Genomic DNA, 21,783 nt, shown 5'->3' on the forward strand with positions numbered 1-21,783 from the left:
GGAGGTGGCGCGGGTACGGGAAAGGCCCCGACGGCGACGTGCCGTCGGGGCCTTCCCCGTACTTCTTGGTACTTCTTCGTACTTCTTTGTACTTCTTTGTGCTTCGCGTCCTACAGCGGGCCGAAGCCCACCTTCCGTACCGCCGGCTCGCCCAGCTCGACATACGCGATGCGCTCGGCCGGGACCAGGACCTTGCGGCCCTTCTCGTCCGTCAGAGAGAGCAGCTGCGACTTTCCGGACAGCGCCGCGGACACCGCGCTCTCGACATCCTCGGCGGACTGGTCGCTCTCCAGAACGATCTCGCGGGGCGTGTGCAGCACGCCGATCTTGACCTCCACGGCCTTGTCCCTCCGACGATCCGTGATGTGCGCGGACTACCGCGCCGTACCCAGCAAAGATTAGCCCGGTGAGGCGAGGCTCCCGGCGCCCCGGCTGCACGCCAAGAGCGAACAGCCGACGGGAACAGACCGGGGTCGTCGTGTCAGTGGTGGTCGGCGCCGTGCAGCGGGAAGCCCGCGATGCCGCGCCACGCCAGTGACGTGAGGAGCTGGACCGCCTTGTCGCGGGGCACCGGGCTCGCGCTGGACAGCCAGTAGCGCGCGACGACCTGCGAGACGCCGCCCAGGCCCGTCGCCAGCAGCATCGACTCGTCCTTGGACAGGCCGGTGTCCTCGGCGATCACGTCCGAGATGGCCTCGGCGCACTGCAGGCTGACGCGGTCGACGCGCTCGCGCACCGCCGGCTCGTTCGTCAGGTCCGACTCGAAGACCAGCCGGAAGGCGCCGCCCTCGTCCTGGACGTACGCGAAGTAGGCGTCCATGGTCGCCTGCACGCGCTGCTTGTTGTCCGTCGTGGAGGCGAGCGCCGTGCGCACCGACTGCAGCAGGGACTCGCAGTGCTGGTCGAGGAGCGCCAGGTAGAGCTCCAGCTTGCCCGGGAAGTGCTGGTAGAGCACCGGCTTGCTGACCCCGGCACGCTCGGCGATGTCGTCCATCGCGGCCGCGTGGTACCCCTGCGCGACAAACACTTCCTGGGCCGCGCCCAGCAGCTGATTGCGTCGGGCACGGCGCGGCAGGCGCGTGCCCTTCGGGCGCGCTGCCTCCGTCTGCTCGATGGCTGTCACGCCGCCTCCCAAAATCGTCCGTGTGCGGTGTGCGCCGCGACGTCATCGTACTTTTGGGTAACCCTGATGTGCGCGGTGCGAGCGCAGAATTTCACGGACCGGGCGCCTGCGAAAGCCGCATACGGCAGGGCCGAGGCCACAAAGCGGCGCATACCGTAGCGCCTCGTCGTCGCCGCCGCTCTCGTCGGCGGTGTCGGTGCGGTCCGCGCCGTCAGCGGTAGTCGTCCTCGTCGAGGGCCACGACGCGGGCCTGCTCGGCCCGGTCCGCCTCGTTCGCGCCGTCCGGGTCGGCCGCCTCGTCCGGCACGTCGTCCTGGTCGGGGGTGAGTTCCGTGAACTGCTCGGCTGCGTCGGCCTCGGGGGCCTCCACATCGATCTCCTCGCTGCCGCGGTCCGTGAAGGTCTCGGGTTCGCTCGGGTCTACCGTCATCAATGGCTCCCTTCCTCACCTGTCTGTGAGCGGGCGGGTGCCCTGATATCGAGCGTAGGAGACACCCGATCGGGGCGCTATGCGATCTCCCTGCCCGCGGACGTCAGAGCTTTGGGGAGAGGTTGGCGCGATCTGTGACTGCGAACACACGATTCACTGCGTGATCGTCTCGTAACATATGCCGCATGTCTTCGACCGAGTCGCCGCGCGTGCCTTCCGCCTTCGCCGCCGCGGCACCCAAGCCGGGCGCCGTCCGGGTCGTCGAGGGGGAGCACCTGAGATCGGTCGGCCTGCCCGGACTCACGCTGACGGTCCGGTCGCGGCCGGGGACCCGGGAAGGACTGCCCCCCGCGCTGTACGTGCACGGCCTCGGCGGCTCCTCGCAGAACTGGTCGGCGCTGATGCCGCTGCTCGAGGACGTGGTCGACGGCGAGGCCGTCGACCTGCCCGGTTTCGGCGACTCACCGCCGCCGGACGACGGCGACTATTCGGTGACCGGGCACGCCCGCGCCGTCATCCGCCACCTCGACGCGCAGGGCCGCGGCCCCGTGCACCTCTTCGGGAACTCGCTGGGCGGCGCCGTCACCACCCGGGTCGCCGCCGTCCGCCCCGACCTCGTCCGGACGCTGACCCTGGTGTCGCCCGCGCTGCCGGAGATCCGCGTGCAGCGCACCGCGCTGCCGACCGGGCTCCTCGCGGTGCCCGGGATCGCCGGGCTCTTCACGCGCCTGACGAAGGAGTGGACGCCGGAGCAGCGGGTGCGCGGCGTCATGGCCCTCTGTTACGGGGATCCCGGCCGGGTCACGCCCGACGGGTTCCGCGCCGCGGTGGAGGAGATGGAGCGGCGCCTCGCGCTCCCCTACTTCTGGGACGCGATGGCCCGCTCCGCGCGCGGCGTCGTGAACGCGTACACGCTCGGCGGCCAGCACGGCCTGTGGCGTCAGGCCGAGCGGGTCCTCGCGCCGACGCTGCTCATCTACGGAGGGCGTGACCTGCTGGTCTCGTACCGGATGGCGGCGCGCGCGGCGCGCGCCTTCCGGGACTCGCGCCTCCTCACGCTCCCGGACGCCGGGCACGTCGCGATGATGGAGTACCCGGAGACGGTCGCGACGGCCTTCAGGGAACTCGTCGCCGACACCGGTGCGTTGGACGTGAAGCCAGGTGAGAAGCTGGGTGGGTCGTCGGCCGGGGCGCCGAGCGAGGCGCCGGACGATCCGGCAGGCCTGGACGATCTGGACGACTCGAACGACATGGTGCAGGGGACGACGCCGCACGAGGCGTCGGACGCAGAGCGTGGACGCACCGCCGAGGCCGCGGGCGATGCGGATGGCGCGGACCGTACGACATTGGGGAGCTGAAGCGGCCTGTGGGACGGCATAGCCGCCGAGGACCGGCAGACAACGGCGACACCGCCGACATACCCGTAGCGCCCGTGGTCCAGGGCCCGTCGCACCCGGGTCCCGGACCGGGACGCAGACGCAGGGTGCCCGCCGAGGCGCCCGCCGCCGTGCGCCCGGCCGCTTCCGGCGCGGTCCGCGGCGGGCACCCCGAGCAGCGTGAGCCGGGTGGCGGCTGGGGTGCCCCCGGTTCCGGCGCTTCCGGTGCGTCCGCTGCTTCCGGTCCCGGTCCCGGTTCCGGTTCCGGTTCCGGTGCGGGGCGCGGCTTCGCGCCGCCCGCCGGGCCGCCGCTGGTGCCGCGTCCGAGACCGCGGCAGGAGTACGTCGACGCGTTCGAGACCCCCGACGAGCGGGTCGGTGGCCGTCCGGGCGGGGCCGGCGACCCGTACGCCGCCGTGACCGACTGGGACGCCGACGCCCCGGCCGGCTCCACGGACGATCCGGACGGCTCCGGCTCCGGCGGCGCGGGCACGGACGGGCGGCAGGGCAGGCGGGGCAAGGGACTCACCTTCACCGGCGTCGCCGCCGCGGCCGTCACCACCGTGCTCGCCGTCGTCGTCGCCGGTCAGGTCACCGACCGGGACGGGGGATCGTCCGGCGACGTGACGTCGCGGGCCGCGGACGGCGCGCGGGCCCACGACGACTCCGCTTCGCGTTCCGACGACCGGGCCACCCCGTCGAAGACGGCCCAGGCCGCGCCCGCCACGTACGGGCAGAAGATGGCCAAGAAGTACCCGCTCGCGGCGGACCTGCGGGGCTCCGGACGGTTCGAGGTGATCCCCGGGACCGACAAGGCGCCGGGCCACGGGCACAAGTGGCGCTACCGCGTCGACGTGGAGAAGGGGCTCGGGCTCGACGGCGAGCTGTTCGCGCAGGCCGTGCAGAAGACCCTGAACGACGACCGGAGCTGGGCGCACGACGGCGCGAGCACCTTCGAGCGCGTCTCGACGGGCCAGCCGGACTTCGTGATCACGCTGGCCAGCCCCGGCACGACCGCCAAGTGGTGCGCGAAGTCGGGACTCGACACGACCGAGGACAACGTGTCGTGCGACTCGGCCGCCACCGAGCGCGTGATGATCAACGCCTACCGCTGGGCGCAGGGCTCGAAGACGTACGACGACGTCCTCAGGGGCCACGCCATCCACCCGTACCGGCAGATGCTCATCAACCACGAGGTCGGTCACCGGCTCGGCTACAACCACGTGTCCTGCTCCCAGGACGGCGCCCTCGCGCCCGTCATGCAGCAGCAGACCAAGTTCCTGTCCCTGAACGGGATCACGTGCAAACCGAACCCCTGGGTGTATCCCAAGGGTTGACGCTCCGTAGCGTTCCGTAGTCGAACGATCTCTTAGCGCGACAGAACGTCACGCGCGCGGGAAAGTTACGACCGTTCACCCCTTTTGGTGGCGCGATGGACAACCGTCCATCGCGCCACCGGCATGTCCGCATACGTTCGTCCCGCTGCGAGCCGCCGGGCCAACGGCGGCTCCCCACAAGGGAGATCGGGGGTGTACTCGTGCGCATCGGACTGCTGACCGAGGGTGGCTATCCGTACGTGAGCGGTGAGGCCAGACTCTGGTGCGACCGGCTTGTGCGCGGGCTCGAGCAGCACGAGTTCGACATCTACGCGCTCAGCCGCAGTCAGCGGCAGGAGGACGCGGGATGGCTCGAACTGCCCCCGCAGGTCAGCCGTGTGCGGACCGCGCCCCTCTGGGCGGGCGCAGCGGGGGACGAGGGTGGGGCGCACGGCGGCGGCCTTGGCCGACGGGGCCGCCGCCGGTTCGCCTCGCTGTACCGGGAGTTGGTCGCGGCGGTCGTCTGCGGTGCGGGGGCCGGTACGGGCGCTGGTGCCGGTACGGGCGCGGGTGCCGGATCCGGCGGCGGAGTCGGGGCCGGGGCTGGAGCCGGGGACGAGGCGGACCGTTTCGCCAACGCCCTGTACGGGCTCGCCGAGCTCGCCCGCGACGAAGGTCCGCTGGGCACGGCGCTGCGTTCCGAGGCCGCCGTGCGCATCCTGGAGCGCGCCTGTCGTGCGCCCGGCGCCCTGCGCGCCGCCCGCGACGCCCGGGTCTCGGACCTCCTCGCGTTCGCCGGGTACGTGGAGCGCGCCCTGCGACCGCTCTCCCTCGACTGGTACGAGGACGCCTCCGCCGGCCCCGACGGGGGCGGCCTCGGGTCGGTCGACCTGTGCCACGCCACCTCGGGCGGGCCCGCGGCCCTGCCCGGTCTGGTCGCCAAGCGGTTCTTCGGCGTCCCGCTGCTCGTCACCGAGTACGGGGTGCAGCTCAGGGCCCGTTACATCGCTGCAGGGGACGCCGAGCTGAGCGCGCCGGTGCGTGCGCTCCTCGCCGCCTTCCACGGCCGCCTCGCCGCCGAGGTCTACCGGCAGGCCGCCGTCATCACCCCCGGCAACGCCCACGCCAGGCGCTGGCAGGAACGGTGCGGCGCCGACCGCGCCAAGCTGCGCACCGTCCACCCCGGCATGGAAGCCTCGCGGTTCGCCGAGATCGGTGAACGCGAGGAGCCCGGGGAGCCGGACACGCTGGTCTGGGTCGGCCGCGTCGATCCGTCCAAGGACCTCATCTCCCTGCTGCACGCGTTCGCCGAGATCCGCAAGGAAGAGCCGAAGGCGCGCCTGCGGATCGTGGGCGCGCTGGGAAGCGCGAGGGGAGAACGGCCGGGCGATCACGAGGCCGAGACCTATCTCGGGCACTGCAAGGCCCTCGCCGCGCAGCTGTTCCCCGACGAGGCCGAGGGCATGCACGCCATCGGCGAGAACCCCGTCTCCTTCGAGGAGCTCGGCGGCCCCGAGGCGCCCGACCTCGCCGACGCCTACGGCGCGGGCAGCATCGTCGTCCTGTCCAGCGTCGTCGAGGGCTTCCCGATCAGCCTGGTGGAAGCCATGTTCTGCGGGCGCGCCACCGTCTCGACCGACGTGGGCGCCGTCGTCGAGGTCATCGGCGGCACCGGACTCGTGGTGCCCCCGCGCAATCCGCGGGCGCTCGCCGAGGCGTGCGTGACGCTGCTGCGCGACCCCGAGCGCCGTGAACGGCTCGGTGCGGCGGCCCGAGCGCGGGCCCTTGAGCTGTTCACCGTCGAACAGAACGTCGCGGCATTTCGCGGCATTTACCTGGAGATCGTCTCGCACTGCCCGGTGCGCCGGGAGGCCGTGGACGACGCGGGCGAGCCCCTGCCGTTCGCCCACCCGCCGGAGGCGCACGTGCCGGGCCGGTGGACGGCCTCGGCCACGACCGGCCCCGCCGGCTCCTGGCTCGCCGGGCGCCCCACGGGGGCGGGCACGCCGAGCTGGGCGGCCGACTGGGCGTCGGATCCGACGGACGCGGCGGATGGGGCCGAAGCGGCCGGTGCGGCGGACCGGGTGGACGTGGTGGACATGGCGGATCGGGCGGATGCGGTGGGCCTGGCCGGTGGGGCCTCCGGCAGGGGACCCGGGGGCGGCGGGGCACGGGAGCAACTGGCCGGAGTGACACAGGGCTGCGGGGAGGGTGACGCATGAGCGGGCGTGACGGATTCGGCGGTGGCGACCGGGACGCGGCGGACCTGCCCCGGGTACCGGTGAGCGCCGGGGCCTGGGGGGCCGGGTCGGAAGCGGCACTGGAGATCGCCCTCGCCGGTGAACCGGCCGACTTCGACGAGGACTTGCTGCGGGAACCCGGCGCGTGGCGGGCGGAGCCGTCGGGGGCCGAGGGCGCGGTGGCGCGTGACGTCGGGGGAGTGGGGCCGGGCGGCGATTCTGGGCCCGAGGCGGGATCCGGTTCGCGTGCCGGTGCCGGTGCCGGTGCCGGTGGCGGTGGCGGTGGCGGTGGCGGTGGCCGTGGCGGTGTCGACGGCGATGTCGACGCTGACGGTGATGCCTACGTAGGTGCCGATGTCTACGCCGGTGCCGACACCGGTGTCGATGTCTACGCCGGTGCCGGTGCCGACGCCGATGGTGGCCGGGGCGAGCGGTGGCGAACCTCGCCTGCCGACAAGCGGGGCACCACTCTCGCTCGCCCCGCGGCCGCCGCCCCCGCGACGGCCGCCGCCGCCAACTCCCGTACACCCCAACGCCGTTCCGGAGTCGACCCCGTCAAGGTCCTGATGCACCGGCACCGCGAACTGTGCGAGCGCGCCGTCGACCCGCTGGAGATCGCCGCCGGCCTCGAGGCCCACGGAGTGACCGACCGGACCGCCGCCCGCTTCCGCCACAAGGACGTGTTCTCGCTCGCCGAGGAGATGTACGCCCGCGTGCCCCGGGACGGCGACCCCGGGCAGGCGCCCACCGCGCCACCGGCGGAGACCACCGGCGTGCGCGGCGCCTGGGCCGGACTCGCCCTGCTCCCGGGCGCCGTCTGCGCCCTCGCCCTGCTCGCGCTGAACGCCACGACGGGCGCCACCCGCCTGGCCGTCGGCATCGGCGGAGCCCTCGCCGTCGCCGCCGCCCTGCGCACGACCCTGCGGCACGGACCGCTGCGCGCAGGTGAGGGCCCGCCCGCCCCCGCGACCCGCCTCTGGGTCTGGTGGCTGCTCGTCTACGCCCTGCTGGGTGACGGCCTGCTGAACACCGCGCTGGCCGGTGGCCCCGACGCGGGCGTGCCCCTCGCCACCGCTCCGCTCGTCGCGCTCGCCGTCGCCGTGGCGCCCGCCACCTGGTGCGCCCGGCTCTTCGTCGCCGGGGCCCGCCGACGCCTCACCACCAGCCGCGGCCTCGCCGAATTCGCCTCCTCCGTCCGGCCGCTCCTCCTCGGCTCCGTCGTCCTGTTCGCCCTCACCCTGGCCGTGCTGCTCGGCCTGTCCGGGACCCTGCTCGACCAGGACGTCGACTTCGCGGGCGCGGGTGCCCTGGGCGTCCTGCTGCTGCTCGCCCGGCTCCTCACCGCGCACGGCCGGACACACGCGCCCGCCGTGGTGCTCGGTACCGCCGCCGCCGTCGAGGCCCTGGCCGTCGCCACCGTCTTCGCCGCGCGACTGCCCGGCTGCGCCTTCCTGGGCACCCCCGTCGAGAGCGCCGTCGACGCCGCCGGCGTGGGCGTCGTGCCAGGCGCGACCTGCGCCGTCGCAGCCCTGGCGCTGCTGATCCACGCCGTCCGGACGCTGACCCGGGCCTCCGCCCACGCCGTCGCCGACTGCCCGACGGGCGGCGCGCCATGACCGTGGAGAGCGCATCCGCCGGGCACCCCACGCCACCGCGCGCACCACGCGCCGCATGACCAGCAACACCTCTCTCCCGCGGGGCCGACACCGCGGACCCACCTCACGATCCACGGCAACACCCCTAAGGAGAACGCGAGATGACCACCCCTCCTCCCGGAGGCACCGGATACGCCGGATACTCCGGGCCTCACGGGCAGTGTGGAACCCACGGGCAGCGCGGGACCCGCGACCGGTGCGCCCGGCGCGCGGCGTGCGCAGTCCTCGGAGCGCGGACCCCCGGAGGCGTCCGATGAGGGTCCTGCTGATCGGAGCCAACGGGTACCTCGGCCGCTTCGTCGCCGACCGTCTCCTGGCCGACCCCGCCGTGCAGCTCACCGCGCTCGGCCGGGGCGACGACGCCGACGTCCGCTTCGACCTCGCCACCGGCAGCCCCGGCGCGCTCACCCGCTTCCTGGACGCCGTCCACCCCGGGGTCGTCATCAACTGTGCCGGTGCCACCCGCGGCGGCGCACGCGAACTCACCCGGCACAACACCGTCGCCGTCGCCACCGTCTGCGAGGCCCTGCGCCGCAGCGGCTGCGGCGCCCGCCTCGTGCAGATCGGCTGCGGTGCCGAGTACGGGCCCTCGCAGCCCGGCTCGTCCACCGCGGAGGACGCGGTCCCCAGGCCCGGCGGCCCGTACGGCGTCAGCAAGCTCGCCGCCACCGAGCTCGTCCTGGGCTCCGGCCTCGACGCCGTCGTCCTGCGCGTCTTCTCGCCCGCGGGCCCCGGCACCCCGGCCGGCTCGCCGCTCGGCCGGCTCGCCGAAGCCATGCGCCGGGCGATGCAGGCGGGCGACGGCGAACTGAAGCTCGGCGGCCTCGGCGCGCAGCGCGACTTCATCGACGTACGGGACGTGGCCAGGGCCGTGCACGCCGCGTCGCTGTCCGCCGCGCAGGGAGTCATCAACATCGGCTCCGGCCGTGCCGTGCGGCTGCGCGACGCCGCCGCCGTGCTCGCCCGGGTCGCCGGATTCGGCGGCGCCCTCCACGAACTCGACGGGCCGCCCGTCGCCCTGCGGCAATCCGTCGCCCACCCGCGCACCGAATCCGACCACGGGATGCACAGCCCGCCCGCCGCGTACCCGTACCCCGACGGCTGCGGCAGCTGGCAGCAGGCCGACGTGCGCACGGCCCGCGACCGGCTCGGCTGGCGTCCCCGGATCAACCTCGAAGAGTCCCTCGCCGACATCTGGATGGAGGCGGCATGCCGTATCTGACCCCGACCGCGACCGGCCTGTCGAGCACCGACGTACGACTCGGCTTCGGCATCCCGGGCTTCGCCCACCCGCTCGTCGCCCCCACCGAGTGGGCCGAACTCACCCGGCCGACCACCCCACTGCACTGGGTCGTCCTGAACATCGCCAACGGTCCGGGCGCCCGCCCCGACCCGCACTGCCTGGAAGCGGCGGGCCGGCTGCGGAACGCGGGCGTGCGTGTCCTCGGTCACCTGGACATGACCTACGGAGCCCGCTCCTTCGGTGAACTCGTCTCCGACGCCCACCGGTTCCTCGACTGGTACCAGGTCGACGGGTTCTCCCTCGACCGCTGCCCCACCGAGCGAGCCGCGCTGCCCGAGGTGCGGCGTACGGTCACCACGCTGCGCGCCCTCGTCGACGACGCGTACGTCGTGCTCGGCCACGGCACCCACCCGTACCCCGGGTTCGCCGAGACCGCCGACCAGTTGGTGACCTTCTCCGGGCCCTGGAGCGACTACCGCTGGTCCCAGGTCGCGGAGTGGACCGCCGAGTACGCGCCCGAGAAGTTCTGCCACTTCGTCCACGGGATGCCGCGCGGCCACCTGGAGGAGGCGCTGCGCATCGCGCGCTGGCAGGGCGCGGGCACCATCTACTTCACCGATCGCACGGACCGGGGCGGCGCGAGCGCCCCCTGGGAGGCGATGCCCGGGTACTGGGACGAAATCGTCTCGCGTATCGGAACAGGTGTCTCGGAATGAAGAAGGGCGTGGCAGTGTTACAGACGGAACAACCGTACGTAGATACCGACCAGCTGCATTAATGAGGTCTCCGTGTCGCTGCCACCCCTGGTCGAGCCAGCTGCTGAGCTCACCGTCGACGAGGTCCGCAGGTACTCCCGCCACCTGATCATCCCGGATGTCGGGATGGACGGGCAGAAGCGGCTGAAGAACGCCAAGGTGCTCTGTGTGGGCGCCGGTGGTCTCGGGTCGCCGGCCCTGATGTACCTGGCCGCCGCCGGCGTGGGCACGCTCGGCATCGTGGAGTTCGACGAGGTCGACGAGTCGAACCTGCAGCGCCAGATCATCCACAGCCAGGCCGACATCGGCCGCTCGAAGGCCGAGTCCGCGAAGGACTCCGTCCTCGGCATCAACCCGTACGTGAACGTGATCCTCCACGAAGAGCGGCTCGAGGCCGACAACGTGATGGACATCTTCAGCCAGTACGACCTGATCGTCGACGGCACCGACAACTTCGCGACGCGCTACCTCGTCAACGACGCGTGCGTGCTGCTCAACAAGCCCTACGTGTGGGGTTCCATCTACCGCTTCGACGGCCAGGCCTCGGTCTTCTGGTCCGAGCACGGGCCGTGCTACCGCTGCCTGTACCCGGAGCCCCCGCCGCCGGGCATGGTCCCGTCCTGCGCCGAGGGCGGCGTCCTCGGCGTGCTCTGCGCGTCGATCGGCTCCATCCAGGTCACCGAGGCGATCAAGGTCCTGGCCGGCGTCGGCGACCCGCTGGTCGGCCGCCTGATGATCTACGACGCCCTGGAGATGCAGTACCGCCAGGTCAAGGTCCGCAAGGACCCCAACTGCGCGGTCTGCGGCGAGAACCCGACCGTCACCGAGCTCATCGACTACGAGGCCTTCTGCGGCGTCGTGTCCGAAGAGGCCCAGGAGGCGGCCGCCGGCTCGACGATCACTCCCAAGCAGCTCAAGGAGTGGATCGACGACGGCGAGAACATCGAGATCATCGACGTCCGCGAGCAGAACGAGTACGAGATCGTCTCGATCCCGGGCGCCAAGCTGATCCCCAAGAACGAGTTCCTCATGGGCACCGCCCTGGAGGCGCTGCCGCAGGACAAGAAGATCGTCTTGCACTGCAAGACGGGTGTCCGCAGTGCGGAAGTCCTCGCCGTGCTCAAGTCCGCGGGCTTCGCGGACGCCGTGCACGTCGGCGGCGGCGTCATCGGCTGGGTCAACCAGATCGAGCCGGAGAAGCCGGTCTACTGAGCCCCGGCTCGGAACCGACCTTTCCCGACGGGCCCCGCGCACTGCGCGCGGGGCCCGTCCGGCATCTCGGCGGCCGGCGGCCCGCCGGGATCGCCGCTGGTCAGGAGCACACCTTGCCGTCGCGCGGTATTCGGCCCTCCAGCAGGTACGTGTTCACCGTGGAGTCCACGCAGGAGCTGCCCGAGCCGTACGCCCCGTGTCCCTCGCCCTTCCACGTCAGCTCGACACCGACGCCCTTGCCGAGCTCGTCGGCCATCCGGCGCGCGCCCTCGTAGGGGGTCGCCGGGTCGCCGGTGTTGCCCACGACGAGGACCGGCGCCGCGCTCGGCGCGCTCACGTCGGGGTCGTCCCACTGCCCCGGCACCGGCCAGTCGTGGCACCAGCCCGCCGTGTCCCAGCCCATGTACTGCCCGAAGACCGGTGAGATCTCGCGGAACTTCGCCAGTCGCGCCTTCGTCTGCGCCACCGTCGGCCGGACCTTGTCGTCCAGGCAGGAGATCGCGCGCTGCGAGTGGCTCGCGGTGCCGTAGTGCCCGCTCGGGTCACGGTCGTTGTACGAGTCGGCGAGCGCGAGGAGCGCCGTGCCGTCGCCCTTCTCGGCGCCCTGCAGGCCCCGGGTGAGGGCGGGCCAGCTGTTCTGGCTGTACAGGGTGACCGCGATGCCGGTGGTCGCGAGCGACTCGTTCAGCTCCCGGCCGCCCGAGGTCGGCAGCGGCTTCTCGTCGAGCTTCTTCAGGAGCGCCGCGATCTCCTTCGACCCTTCCGTCGGGTCCTTGCCGCGGGACTTCAGATAGTTGTCGAGCGCCCGCTGGAAGCCGCGCGCCTGGTTCTCGGCCTGCCCCACGCGCCCGGCCGTCGGATCGACGACCGCGTCCAGGACGAGCCGGCCGACCTTGCCGGGGAACAAGTGGGCGTAGATCCCGCCGAGTTCCGTCCCGTACGAGACGCCCATGTAGTGCAGCTCGTCGTCGCCCAGGACCTCGCGCATCAGGTCCATGTCGCGCGCGGCCTCCACGGTCGACACGTGTCCGAGCAGGTCACCGGCCTTCCGGCAGCCCTTGCCGAAGTCGGTCGCGTCCTTCAGGTACGCCTTCTCCTCCGCCGCCGTGTCCGGCGTGAGGTCGACGGACTCGGCGGCCTGCGTCTCCTTGTCGCTGCGGCAGCGCATCCCGTGGCTGGCCGCGACCCCGCGCGGGTCGAAGCCCACCAGGTCGTAGCGCTCGCGCAGCTTCGCGTACTGCGGGGCGAAGGCCGGCAGCAGGTCGACGCCGGAGCCGCCCGGCCCGCCGAAGTTGAAGAGGAGGGAGCCGATGCGCTCCGCGCCGCCGCCCCTGGACTTCGTGCGGATGAGGGCGAGCCCGATCGTCGGGCCGCCCGGCTTCGCGTAGTCCAGCGGTGCCTTGAGCGTCGCGCACTGCCAGTCGGAGTCGGGCGCCGGCGTGCTCGCGGACCCCTTGCAGCGGCCCCAGTCAAGGCGCTGGCCGGTGAGTGAGGAGGGCAGTGGCGGCAGCGTGGTGTCCCGCGGTGTCGCGGTGGCGGACCGCGTCGCGGCGCCGCTCGACGACGGCGGCTTCGGATCGTCCCCGCCGTCGCCGCCGCCCGACCCGCTGCAGCCGGTGACCAGGCCGGCCGTCAGTACGGCCGCCGTCGTCAGAGCGAGCGCGCGGCCCTCTCGTCCTGTGCGTGTGCGCAGCTCTGCGCGGGCACGCGGTTCCTGTGGCGCCATGGGCACCTCCCCCCTCGACTGCCCCCGTGCGAAAGACAGTCAGGCCATCGTAGGAGGTCACGCCGACATGCGCGCCGGCCTGTGGACAACTCCGGGATCACGAGCAGACCGTTCCCTCTTTCGGGACGGTCCCGTCGAGGAGATAGCCGTTCACGGCGCCCAGGACGCACTTGTTGCCGCTGTCGTACGCGCCGTGCCCCTGCCCCTTGTACGTCAGCTCGACGCCCACCCCGTCGCCCAGCGCGTCGGCCATCTTCCGTGCGCCCTCGTACGGGGTGGCCGGGTCGCCGGTGTTGCCGACGACGAGGATCGGCGCGGAGCCCGCCGCGCTCACGTCCGGGTGGTCGGCCGCGCCGTCGACGGCCCAGTCGGTGCAGCCGAGCATGCCCCAGGCCAGGTAGTCGCCGAACAGCGGAGACGCCGAGCGGAACTCCGGCAGCTTCGCCTCGACGTCCTGCGTCGTGTAACGCGGCTTGTCGTCCGCGCAGTTGATGGCGACGTTGGCGGCCTGGATGTTGCTGTACTTGCCGTCCTCGTTCCGCCCGTTCATCGAGTCGGACAGCATCATGAGGACCTTGCCGTCGCCGTCGTAGGCCTGCTGGAGACCCTCGGTGAGGTACTCCCAGAAGTCCTTCGAGTACAGGGACTGCGCGATGCCGTTCGTCGCGGCGGTCTGGGTCAGGTCGCGCGGGAAGATCCCCGGGATCGGCTTCTCCTCCAGCTCGTCGAGCAGCTTGGCGATCTTCTCCTTCACCTCGTCCGGGGTGTCGCCGACGGGGCAGTCCTCGACCTGCGACGTGCAGTCCTTCGCGTAGTTGTCGAGAGCGCGCTGGAACCCCTTGGCCTGCCCGAGCGAGCCCTCCTCCGGGCTCTGCGTGGGGTCGACGACGCCGTCGAACACGGCGCGGCCCACGTTCTTGGGGAACAAGTGGGCGTAGACGCCGCCCAGTTCGGTGCCGTAGGAGATGCCGAAGTAGTGCAGCTTGTCGTCGCCGAGCACCTGGCGCATCAGGTCCATGTCGCGGGCGGCGTCGGTGGTCCTGACGTGGGGGAGGACCTTCCCGGAGTTCTTGTCGCAGGCGTTGTTGAAGCCCGTGATGTTGCTGACGAGCTTCTTCTGCTCCGCCGCGTCGTCCGGCGTCGAGTCCTGCTGGAAGTACTCGTCGAGCTGCTCGTCGTCCTCGCACTCGATGCCCGCGCTGCGGCCCACCCCGCGCGGGTCGAAGCTCACCAGGTCGTAGCGGGTCCGCAGCTTCGCGTAGTCCGTGCCGAAGGCCGGCAGGGTGGTGACGCCGGAGCCGCCGGGGCCGCCGAAGTTGAAGACCAGCGAGCCGATGCGCCGGTCCTCGTCGCCGCTGGACCGCGCACGGATCAGCGCGATGCCGATGGTGTCGCCCTCGGGGTCCGCCCAGTCGAGCGGCGCCTTCATGGTGGCGCACTGCCACTCGGCGCCACCGGGCAGCGGGGAGGGTGCTTCGCCGCCGCCCTCGGACTCCGACGGTGCGGGGCAGTCCTTCCAGCTCAGCTTCTGGGACGGCAGGTCCACGTCGTCCTGCGAGTCGTTGCTGCACGCCGCGAGGGACGCTGACAGCAGGGCGGCGGTGACGGCCAGGGCTGCGGCGCGGGGCCGGGACGGATTGGGCATGCGTCCATCCTGCGGCGGCCGGGTGCGGGGCGCTCGGGCTGCGGGCTGTGCGGGTGAGGCCCTTCAAGTGCCCCGTCGCGTGCGCTCCGCCGAAGGCGGGGCGCCGGTCAGAGCGCGCCCTTGCGCGTCAGGTGGTTGAAGAACAACCAGCCGGGAAGCACGGGCAGCCAGAGCGTGAGCAGCCGGTACAGGAGCACCGCGGGAGCGGCCACCTCCTTGGGCAGGCCGACCGCGATCAGACCCACCGTCAGCGTCGCCTCGACCGCGCCCACACCACCGGGCGTCGGCGCCGCGGAGCCGAGCGCGTTGCCGGCGAGGAAGACGACCGCGACGCTGGCCAGGCTCAGGCTCGTCGTGTTGTCCCCGAAGGCGCGGATCGAGGCGTCGAGGCACATCACGAAACAGGCGGTCAGCAGCAGCATGCCGCCGATGCCGGTGAGCAGCTTCCGGGGCCGCTGGAGCACGTCGAGCATGCGCGGCACGACACCCGCGAAGAGCGAGCGCACGCGCGTGACGACGAACTTCCTCAGGAAGGGGATCGACGTCACCACGAGGACGAGCACGGCGACCGTCAGCAGACCCGCGATGACCGTCCGGGACGGCGACAAGGAGGGCGTCTTCTCGGTGCCCGTCAGGTAGCCGAAGGTCAGCAGCAGCAGGATGTGGCTGCACATGCCGAACAGCTGGGAGGCGCCCACACTGGCGACCGCGAGCCCGGGGCGCACCCCCGCACGCTGCAGGAACCGGGTGTTGAGCGCGACACCGCCGACCGCGGCGGGAGCCACGATCTTCACGAACGAGCCGGCGACCTGGGCGGCGACGGTCCGCATGAAGGGCACCCGTTCGGGCACGAAGCCGAGCAGGCTCATCGCCGCGGCCACGTAGCTGAGCGCGGAGAACACCACCGCGAGCCCGACCCAGCCCCACTCCGCCTCGCCGACGATGGTGCCGAAGTCGATGTGCGTGAGCTGCGACAGCAGGAAGTAGGCGCCGATCGCACCGGCGATGAAACTGATCAGCGTGCGCGGCCTGATGCGCTCCAGACGGGCCGGTTCGACGGGGGCCTGCGGCCGGATCCGCAGCACCTGGTGGCGGATCTGGGTGAGCAGGTCCTCCTCGCGGGCCTCGTCGAGGGCTTCGTCGAGGGCGCGCTTCTCGGCCTGCCGCTCGGCCTTCTCGGACTTCTTCTCCGCCCGTACGGACTTCTTGTCGTCCTTCTTGTCGTCGGCGCCCGCCGGGACCTCGGCGTCCTCCAGGCGGGCCTGCTTGGCCTTGCTGGACGCCTCCAGGACGGCCTCGCGCTCCCGTTGGGCGCGCTCCCGTCCGAGCTTGCGCAGCGTCGCCCTGGTGGAGCGGCTGAGCGCGATCGGCTGCAGCAGCGGCAGACAGTCGGCGACGGCGTCGGGGCCGAGCACGCCGACCGCCGACGCGACGGCCCGCTCGGCCCCCACCCGCAGGCCCAACGTCGTGACCAACTGCGCGATGTCCATGCGCAGCACCAGGTCGCCCGCCGCGATCTCACCGCCGCGCAGATCCGTGAGGATCACCGTGCCGGAACGATCCACCAGAATCGCGTCGCCTGCGAGCCGCCGGTGCGCGATCCGCCGCGACTGGAGCGCCTGCACCTGGTGCCAGGTGTCGCGCAGCAGCTCGTCGGTGATCTCCTCGTCCGGCATCGCGTCCAGGGACCTGCCGCCGATGTGCTCGTACACGAGCATCACGGCGTCGGGGCCCAGCTCGGACGTGGCGATCAGCTTCGGCGCGTTCGCCCCCGCCGCGATCGCCGCGTAGGCGAGGAGCGCCTCCTGCTCCAGGGCCTGGCGCAGCGACTGGAGGCTGCGGCCCGTGGTGATGCCGCGCAGCGTCAGCCGCCGCCACACCCGGTAGAAGAAGCCCTGCGCCTGCTGTTCCCGGTCGACGACCGTGACGTCGAGCGGTGGGCGGTCCTCCAGGGTGACGAAGTAGCGCCGCCCCCGGTCGCCGTTCTCCGTGGCGCCCTCGTGGGCCTCTTCGCGGGAGGCCTTCACGGGGTGGAAGCCGACGTGCCGCAGTCCGGCGAGGAGCGTCTGCCCCGTAGGGCGCACATTGGGGGAGCCGACGGCGTACAGCGTTCCGTAGGCGACGGTCCAGCCGATGAGGATCGTCAGGATGATCGAGAACGGTGTGGTGTATCCGGTGACCAGCATGGCGAACGCGTCGAGCAGCAGCACCACCCACAGCACCACGCGCCATCGTGGTCGCCGGGACATCCCGACGGCCGTCATGTAGGCGATGACGGGCGCCAGGTAGCCGTGCACCGGATCGGTCAGCGCATGGATGTCGCCGGGCGACACCTTCGTGAGCGCGTCCTGGATGGACTGCGGCGCGGCCTTGGCGACCCAGAGGTCGGTCGCGAGCGTCACGCCGTGCGCGAGGACCGCGGCGAGCACCCCGTCGGCGATCCGCAGTCCGTCGCGCTTGATGAGCCGCTCGATGGCGAAGGCGACCGGTACGAGGAGGATGGCGATGCTCGACGCGAGACCCGCGAACTTGGTCAGCAGGTCCGGCGCCTGGCCGGTGCCCTTGTTGATGTCCTGGGCGAAGCCCGAGGTCGTGGCGTGCGCGAACGCGGCGATGGCGAGCAGCACGGCGATCGCGAGCAGGCCCACGAGGAGACGCATCAGGTCGGACGGGCGGTGCACGCGCGCGGGGAGCAGGGGTTCGTCGCCGTCGACCTGCTCCGCGTGCGCGTCGGGGTCGACGCAGTCCGGGTCGTGCAGCGGCTGTTCCTGCTTCGTCCCGGCGGCCTCCTCGGCCGTGTCCTCAGGGCGCGCCGGTGTCACAGAGGTGCCCTCCGCCTTGTCGGGGTGCACGCTCTGCTGCTCCGTCGTCTCTTCTTGATCTCGTATCACCAGTCACCGCCCGCACGATGGTGGCATGTCCCATCGCAATAGGGGGGTATCAGGGTGCATTCGAGGAGCTTGACGTCGTCGGCAAGCGCCTTCTTGTGCGTCTCTCCAGACGGGTGCCCCGATGTCCCTCCGTGTTGTCGGTGCCGTGCGGCAGGATGGGCCGGATGAGCGAGGAGAGCGAGTCGGCGGGAGAACTTCCCGAGTACGCGGAGCGGGTCCTGGAAGTCGCCGAGCTGATCCCGCCCGGGCGGGTCATGACGTACGGGGACGTCGCCGAGTGGCTGGAGGAGGGCGGCCCGCGCCAGGTGGGCCGGGTGATGTCCCTCTACGGAGGCGCGGTTCCGTGGTGGCGCGTCGTGCGCGCGGACGGCGCGATGCTCCCGGGGCACGAACTGGGCGCGCTCGACCACTACAGGGAAGAGAACACGCCGCTGCGTGAGGCGTCCCGGGCGGCCGGGGGCCACCTGCCGCGCCTGGACATGAAGCGCGCGCGATGGGACGGCAGGACGCCTGCGGAAGCTCACGATTGACAGCTTCGGCCATCTCGCGCGCGGGCGTGACGCCTGTGGTCCGTACGGGGGAAACGCGGCACGTGGGGCACTCCGCTTCACCCCCGTCCGTTCGTGAGACAGGGCACACCTGGGCCGAAAGGGGCGCGAGGGACGCGCCGGAAGCCCGGCTTCCGCCACACTCGACGGCGTAGCGTCGACGGCACCGTCGATGGCAGTCACCTCCCTCACCCCGCGGCCACCGCTCTGCACGGACGGCGCTTCGACCACCAGCACACCCACCAGGACCAGCGATCCACGTGAGCTCCTCTTCGTCCACCCGGCACCTGTCGCACCACCAGGTTCGACAGGGGATCCCCGGCGCGTACCGACTGGTGCGTACCCCGCCGGCTCCGGTGGACCCCCCTCGTCTGGACGCACGTCAGCGTGCGGTGGTTGACCACGCCCACGGGCCCCTCCTCGTCCTGGCCGGTCCCGGCACGGGAAAGACGACGACCCTCGTGGAGGCGGTCGCCGCGCGCATCGCCCGGGGGACCGAACCGTCGCGCATCCTCGTGCTCACGTTCAGCCGCAAGGCCGCCGTCGAACTGCGCGACCGGATGGCGCTGCGGATAGGAGCGGCGCGCGCCCCGCAGGCGACGACGTTCCACTCCTTCTGTTACGCCCTCGTCCGCGCCCACCAGGACACGGACCTCTTCGTGGAGCCGCTGCGGCTGCTGTCCGGTCCCGAGCAGGACGTCGCCGTACGTGAGCTGCTCGCCGGCCAGATCGACCTGGAGCGGGCCGGACTCGCGCACGTGCGCTGGCCGGACGAACTGCGCGCCTGCCTCACCACGCGCGGCTTCGCTGACGAAGTGCGCGCGGTCCTCGCGCGCAGCCGCGAGCTGGGCCTGGGGCCCGCCGCCCTGGACGCCTTCGCGCGCCGCATCGGCCGGCCCGACTGGCGCGCGGCCGCCACGTTCCTGGCCGAGTACCTGGACGTCCTCGACATGCGGGGCGTGCTCGACTACTCGGAGCTGGTGCACCGCGCCGTCCTGCTGGCCCGCCGCCAGGAGGTCGCCGACCAGATCGGGGCGCAGTACGACGCGGTGTTCGTCGACGAGTACCAGGACACCGACCCGGCCCAGGTGCGGCTCCTGCACGCGCTCGCGGGCGGCGGCCGCACACTCGTCGCGTTCGGCGACCCGGACCAGTCGATCTACGCGTTCCGGGGCGCCGACGTGAACGGCATCCTGGACTTCCCCGACGACTTCCCGCGCGCGGACGGCACCCCCGCCCCGGTCGAGGTCCTCACCACGTCCCGGCGTTCCGGCGCCCGCCTCCTGGACGCGACCCGCCGCCTCACCCGGCGGATGCCGCTGACCCGGCTCCCCGCGGACAAGGTGCGCGCCCACCGCGAGCTCGCGCCCGTGCGCGACGGCGGCGGAGCCGAGGTCTACACGTACCCGACGTCCGGCACGGAGCTGGACAACGTCGCGGACATCCTGCGCCGGGCCCACCTGGAGGACGGCGTCGCGTGGAGCGACATGGCCGTCCTCGTGCGCGCGGGCGCCCGCAGCATCCCCGCCGTACGGCGCGCGCTCACGGCCGCGGGCGTGCCCCTGGACATCGACGGCGACGACCTGCCGCTGCGCCACGAACCGGCGGTCACGCCGCTGCTGACGGCGCTGAAGGCGGTGGCACACCCGTCGCACGAACCCTTCGCGGCGGACGACGACGCCCCGGCGGAACCGGATGCCGACGACCCGGGAGCCGTCTGCTGGCTCGACACCGAGACCGCGCTCACCCTCCTGGCCTCGCCCCTGGCCGGCATGGACGCCGCCGACCTGCGCCGCCTCGGGCGCGCCCTGCGCGAGGAGGAGCGCGCCGCCGGCAACCACCTGCCGCCGCCCTCGGACGACCTGCTCGCCCGCGCCCTCGCGGAACCCGAGCGACTCGCCCTGCACGACCCCGCCTACGCGCGCGGTGCGCAGCGCCTCGGCGACCTGCTCGCCCGCGCCCGCCAGAAGCTGACCGACGGCGGCACCGCCGAAGAGGCCCTCTGGGAGCTGTGGAACGGCACCCCCTGGCCGCACCGCCTGGAGCGGGCCGCACGGCGCGGAGGCGCGGCGGGCCGCAACGCGGACCGTGATCTTGATGCCGTGTGCGCCCTGTTCGCCGTCGCCTCGCGCGCGGAGGAGCGCACCGGCGGCAGCGGCGCCCGCAACTTCCTGGAGGAGCTGGAGGCCCAGGACATCGCCGCCGACACCCTCGCCGGGCGGGCCGTGCGACCGGACGCCGTGCGCCTCATGACCGCTCACCGCTCCAAGGGACTGGAGTGGCGCCTCGTGGTCGTCGCGGGTGTCCAGGAGGGACTGTGGCCCGATCTGCGTCGCCGCGGCTCCCTCCTGGAGGCCGACCGCATCGGCCGTGACGGCCTCGCCGAACCCCTCACCCCCGGGGCCCTGCTGGCCGAGGAACGGCGACTGTTCTACGTGGCCGCCACGCGCGCGCGGGAGCGCCTCGTCGTCACCGCGGTGAAGGCGCCCGCCGACGACGGCGACCAGCCCTCCCGGTTCCTCACCGAACTCGGCATCGAGCCCAAGGACGTCACGGGCCGGCCGCGCCGCCCGCTGTCCGTGTCCGCCCTCGTCGCCGACCTGCGCGCCACGACGGTGGACCCGCGCGTCTCGGAGGCGCTGCGGGAGGCCGCGGCCCGCCGGCTCGCCCGCCTCGCCGCGCTCAGCGACGACGACGGCAGACCTCTCGTGCCGTCCGCCCACCCGTACCGCTGGTGGGGCATGTACGAACCGACCGAGAGCAAGGTGCCGCTGCGGGACCGCGACAAGCCCGTGGTGCTCTCCGGAAGCGCCCTCGACCAGCTCGCCAACACCTGCGCGCTGCAATGGTTCCTGGGCCGTGAGGTCAAGGCCGACGCCCCCGCCACCGCCGCCCAGGGCTTCGGCAACGTCGTGCACGTCCTGGCCGACGAGGTCGCCTCCGGGCGCACCCCCGCCGACCTCGCCGTCCTCATGGAGCGACTCGACTCCGTGTGGGACGCGCTCGCCTTCGACGCGCCCTGGAAGTCGGCGCAGGAGAAGGAGCACGCGCGCGTGGCGCTCGAACGCTTCCTCCAGTGGCACGTCATGGACCGCGGCGGCCGCACCCCGGTCGCCAGTGAGCACGACTTCGACGTCACGCTGGAGGCCGGCTCCTACGAGGTCCGGATCCGCGGCTCCATGGACCGTGTCGAGCGCGACGCCGACGGCCGCGCCTACGTGGTCGACTTCAAGACCGGCAAGCAGGCGCCCAGCGCCGCCGACGTCGAGCACCACCCGCAGCTCGCCGTGTATCAGCTCGCCGTGCGGGAGGGAGCCGTCGACGAACCCTTCGACGGCGCGCGCCCGCATCCCGGGGGCGCCGAACTGGTGCAGTTGCGCCAGGGCGCGGCGAAGAAGGACGGCGGCGAGACCCTGCCGAAGGTCCAGGGACAGGAGCCCCTGGAAGGGGAGTGGGTCGGCGATCTCCTCGCCACCGCGGCCGGCAAGGTGCTCGACGAGCGCTTCGCGCCCACCACCGGACAGCAGTGCACGCACTGCGCCTTCCGGGCCTCGTGCAGCGCGCGGCCCGAGGGGAAGCACGTCGTGGAGTGACGTGCGCCTCCGCCGGGCCGGAACGGACCG

Annotated in this window: 15 protein-coding genes; 9 read left to right on the top strand and 6 right to left on the bottom strand. The window is 72.8% G+C overall.

What is annotated here, in order from left to right:
• Positions 1-110: 110 nt before the first annotated feature.
• From RBJ77_RS60680 to RBJ77_RS60690, 3 genes are all read right to left on the bottom strand, one after another.
• Positions 111-338: a DUF3107 domain-containing protein gene (locus RBJ77_RS60680; protein WP_255978298.1), complete on the bottom strand. Its 228-nt coding sequence runs from the start codon at positions 336-338 to the stop codon at positions 111-113.
• A 143-nt stretch (positions 339-481) separates the two neighbouring features.
• Positions 482-1,123 (bottom strand): TetR/AcrR family transcriptional regulator, encoded by a 642-nt coding sequence (locus RBJ77_RS60685; protein ID WP_255978296.1) that lies wholly within the window; start codon positions 1,121-1,123, stop codon positions 482-484.
• A 211-nt stretch (positions 1,124-1,334) separates the two neighbouring features.
• Positions 1,335-1,553, bottom strand: a complete 219-nt coding sequence (locus RBJ77_RS60690) for a hypothetical protein (protein ID WP_372352744.1) — start codon at positions 1,551-1,553, stop codon at positions 1,335-1,337.
• A gap of 185 nt (positions 1,554-1,738) precedes the next feature.
• On the opposite strand from RBJ77_RS60690, the gene RBJ77_RS60695 reads away from it, so the two are divergent.
• The 7 genes from RBJ77_RS60695 (at position 1,739) to moeZ (ending at position 11,350) form a co-directional block, all read left to right on the top strand.
• Positions 1,739-2,911 (top strand): alpha/beta fold hydrolase, encoded by a 1,173-nt coding sequence (locus tag RBJ77_RS60695; RefSeq protein WP_372352745.1) that lies wholly within the window; start codon positions 1,739-1,741, stop codon positions 2,909-2,911.
• 8 nt (positions 2,912-2,919) lie between these two features.
• Positions 2,920-4,266 (top strand): DUF3152 domain-containing protein, encoded by a 1,347-nt coding sequence (locus RBJ77_RS60700; protein WP_372352746.1) that lies wholly within the window; start codon positions 2,920-2,922, stop codon positions 4,264-4,266.
• A gap of 200 nt (positions 4,267-4,466) precedes the next feature.
• Positions 4,467-6,467, top strand: coding sequence for a DUF3492 domain-containing protein (locus tag RBJ77_RS60705; RefSeq protein ID WP_372352747.1), 2,001 nt, complete (start codon positions 4,467-4,469; stop codon positions 6,465-6,467).
• Positions 6,464-8,101 carry a hypothetical protein gene (locus tag RBJ77_RS60710; RefSeq protein ID WP_372352748.1) on the top strand — a complete coding sequence of 546 codons (1,638 nt, stop codon included), beginning with the start codon at positions 6,464-6,466 and terminating at the stop codon, positions 8,099-8,101. The genes RBJ77_RS60705 and RBJ77_RS60710 overlap by 4 nt, the downstream gene beginning before the upstream one ends.
• A 292-nt stretch (positions 8,102-8,393) precedes the next feature.
• Positions 8,394-9,362 (top strand): NAD(P)-dependent oxidoreductase, encoded by a 969-nt coding sequence (locus RBJ77_RS60715; protein WP_255973318.1) that lies wholly within the window; start codon positions 8,394-8,396, stop codon positions 9,360-9,362.
• The gene (locus RBJ77_RS60720; protein ID WP_372352749.1) at positions 9,350-10,099 is read left to right on the top strand and encodes a spherulation-specific family 4 protein; all 750 of its coding nucleotides are present in this window, start codon (positions 9,350-9,352) and stop codon (positions 10,097-10,099) included. The genes RBJ77_RS60715 and RBJ77_RS60720 overlap by 13 nt, the downstream gene beginning before the upstream one ends.
• Before the next feature lie 72 nt (positions 10,100-10,171).
• Entirely contained in the window at positions 10,172-11,350 is a 1,179-nt protein-coding gene (gene moeZ / locus RBJ77_RS60725; protein WP_372352750.1) for an adenylyltransferase/sulfurtransferase MoeZ, read from the top strand.
• Positions 11,351-11,450: 100 nt separating this feature from the next.
• Here the strand turns inward: moeZ and RBJ77_RS60730 are convergent, their stop codons facing one another.
• The 3 genes from RBJ77_RS60730 to RBJ77_RS60740 all read right to left on the bottom strand — a co-directional run bounded on the left by RBJ77_RS60730 (position 11,451) and on the right by RBJ77_RS60740 (position 17,612).
• A complete protein-coding gene (locus RBJ77_RS60730; protein WP_372352751.1) occupies positions 11,451-13,076 on the bottom strand; it encodes an alpha/beta hydrolase in 1,626 nt (541 codons plus the stop codon).
• Between the two features lie 97 nt (positions 13,077-13,173).
• On the bottom strand, positions 13,174-14,721 hold the full coding sequence (locus tag RBJ77_RS60735; RefSeq protein ID WP_372352752.1) for an alpha/beta hydrolase: 1,548 nt from the start codon (positions 14,719-14,721) through the stop codon (positions 13,174-13,176).
• Between the two features lie 107 nt (positions 14,722-14,828).
• Positions 14,829-17,612, bottom strand: coding sequence for a lysylphosphatidylglycerol synthase domain-containing protein (locus RBJ77_RS60740; RefSeq protein ID WP_372352753.1), 2,784 nt, complete (start codon positions 17,610-17,612; stop codon positions 14,829-14,831).
• Between the two features lie 164 nt (positions 17,613-17,776).
• On the opposite strand from RBJ77_RS60740, the gene RBJ77_RS60745 reads away from it, so the two are divergent.
• On the top strand, positions 17,777-18,142 hold the full coding sequence (locus RBJ77_RS60745; RefSeq protein ID WP_372352754.1) for an MGMT family protein: 366 nt from the start codon (positions 17,777-17,779) through the stop codon (positions 18,140-18,142).
• A 278-nt stretch (positions 18,143-18,420) separates the two neighbouring features.
• Complete coding sequence (locus RBJ77_RS60750) at positions 18,421-21,753, top strand: ATP-dependent helicase (protein WP_372352755.1); 3,333 nt, start codon at positions 18,421-18,423, stop codon at positions 21,751-21,753.
• Positions 21,754-21,783 lie beyond the last annotated feature (30 nt).

Origin of the sequence: Streptomyces sp. KL116D, from assembly GCF_030766975.1 — a bacterium.
Classification (GTDB): Bacteria; Actinomycetota; Actinomycetes; order Streptomycetales; family Streptomycetaceae; genus Streptomyces; species Streptomyces longispororuber_A.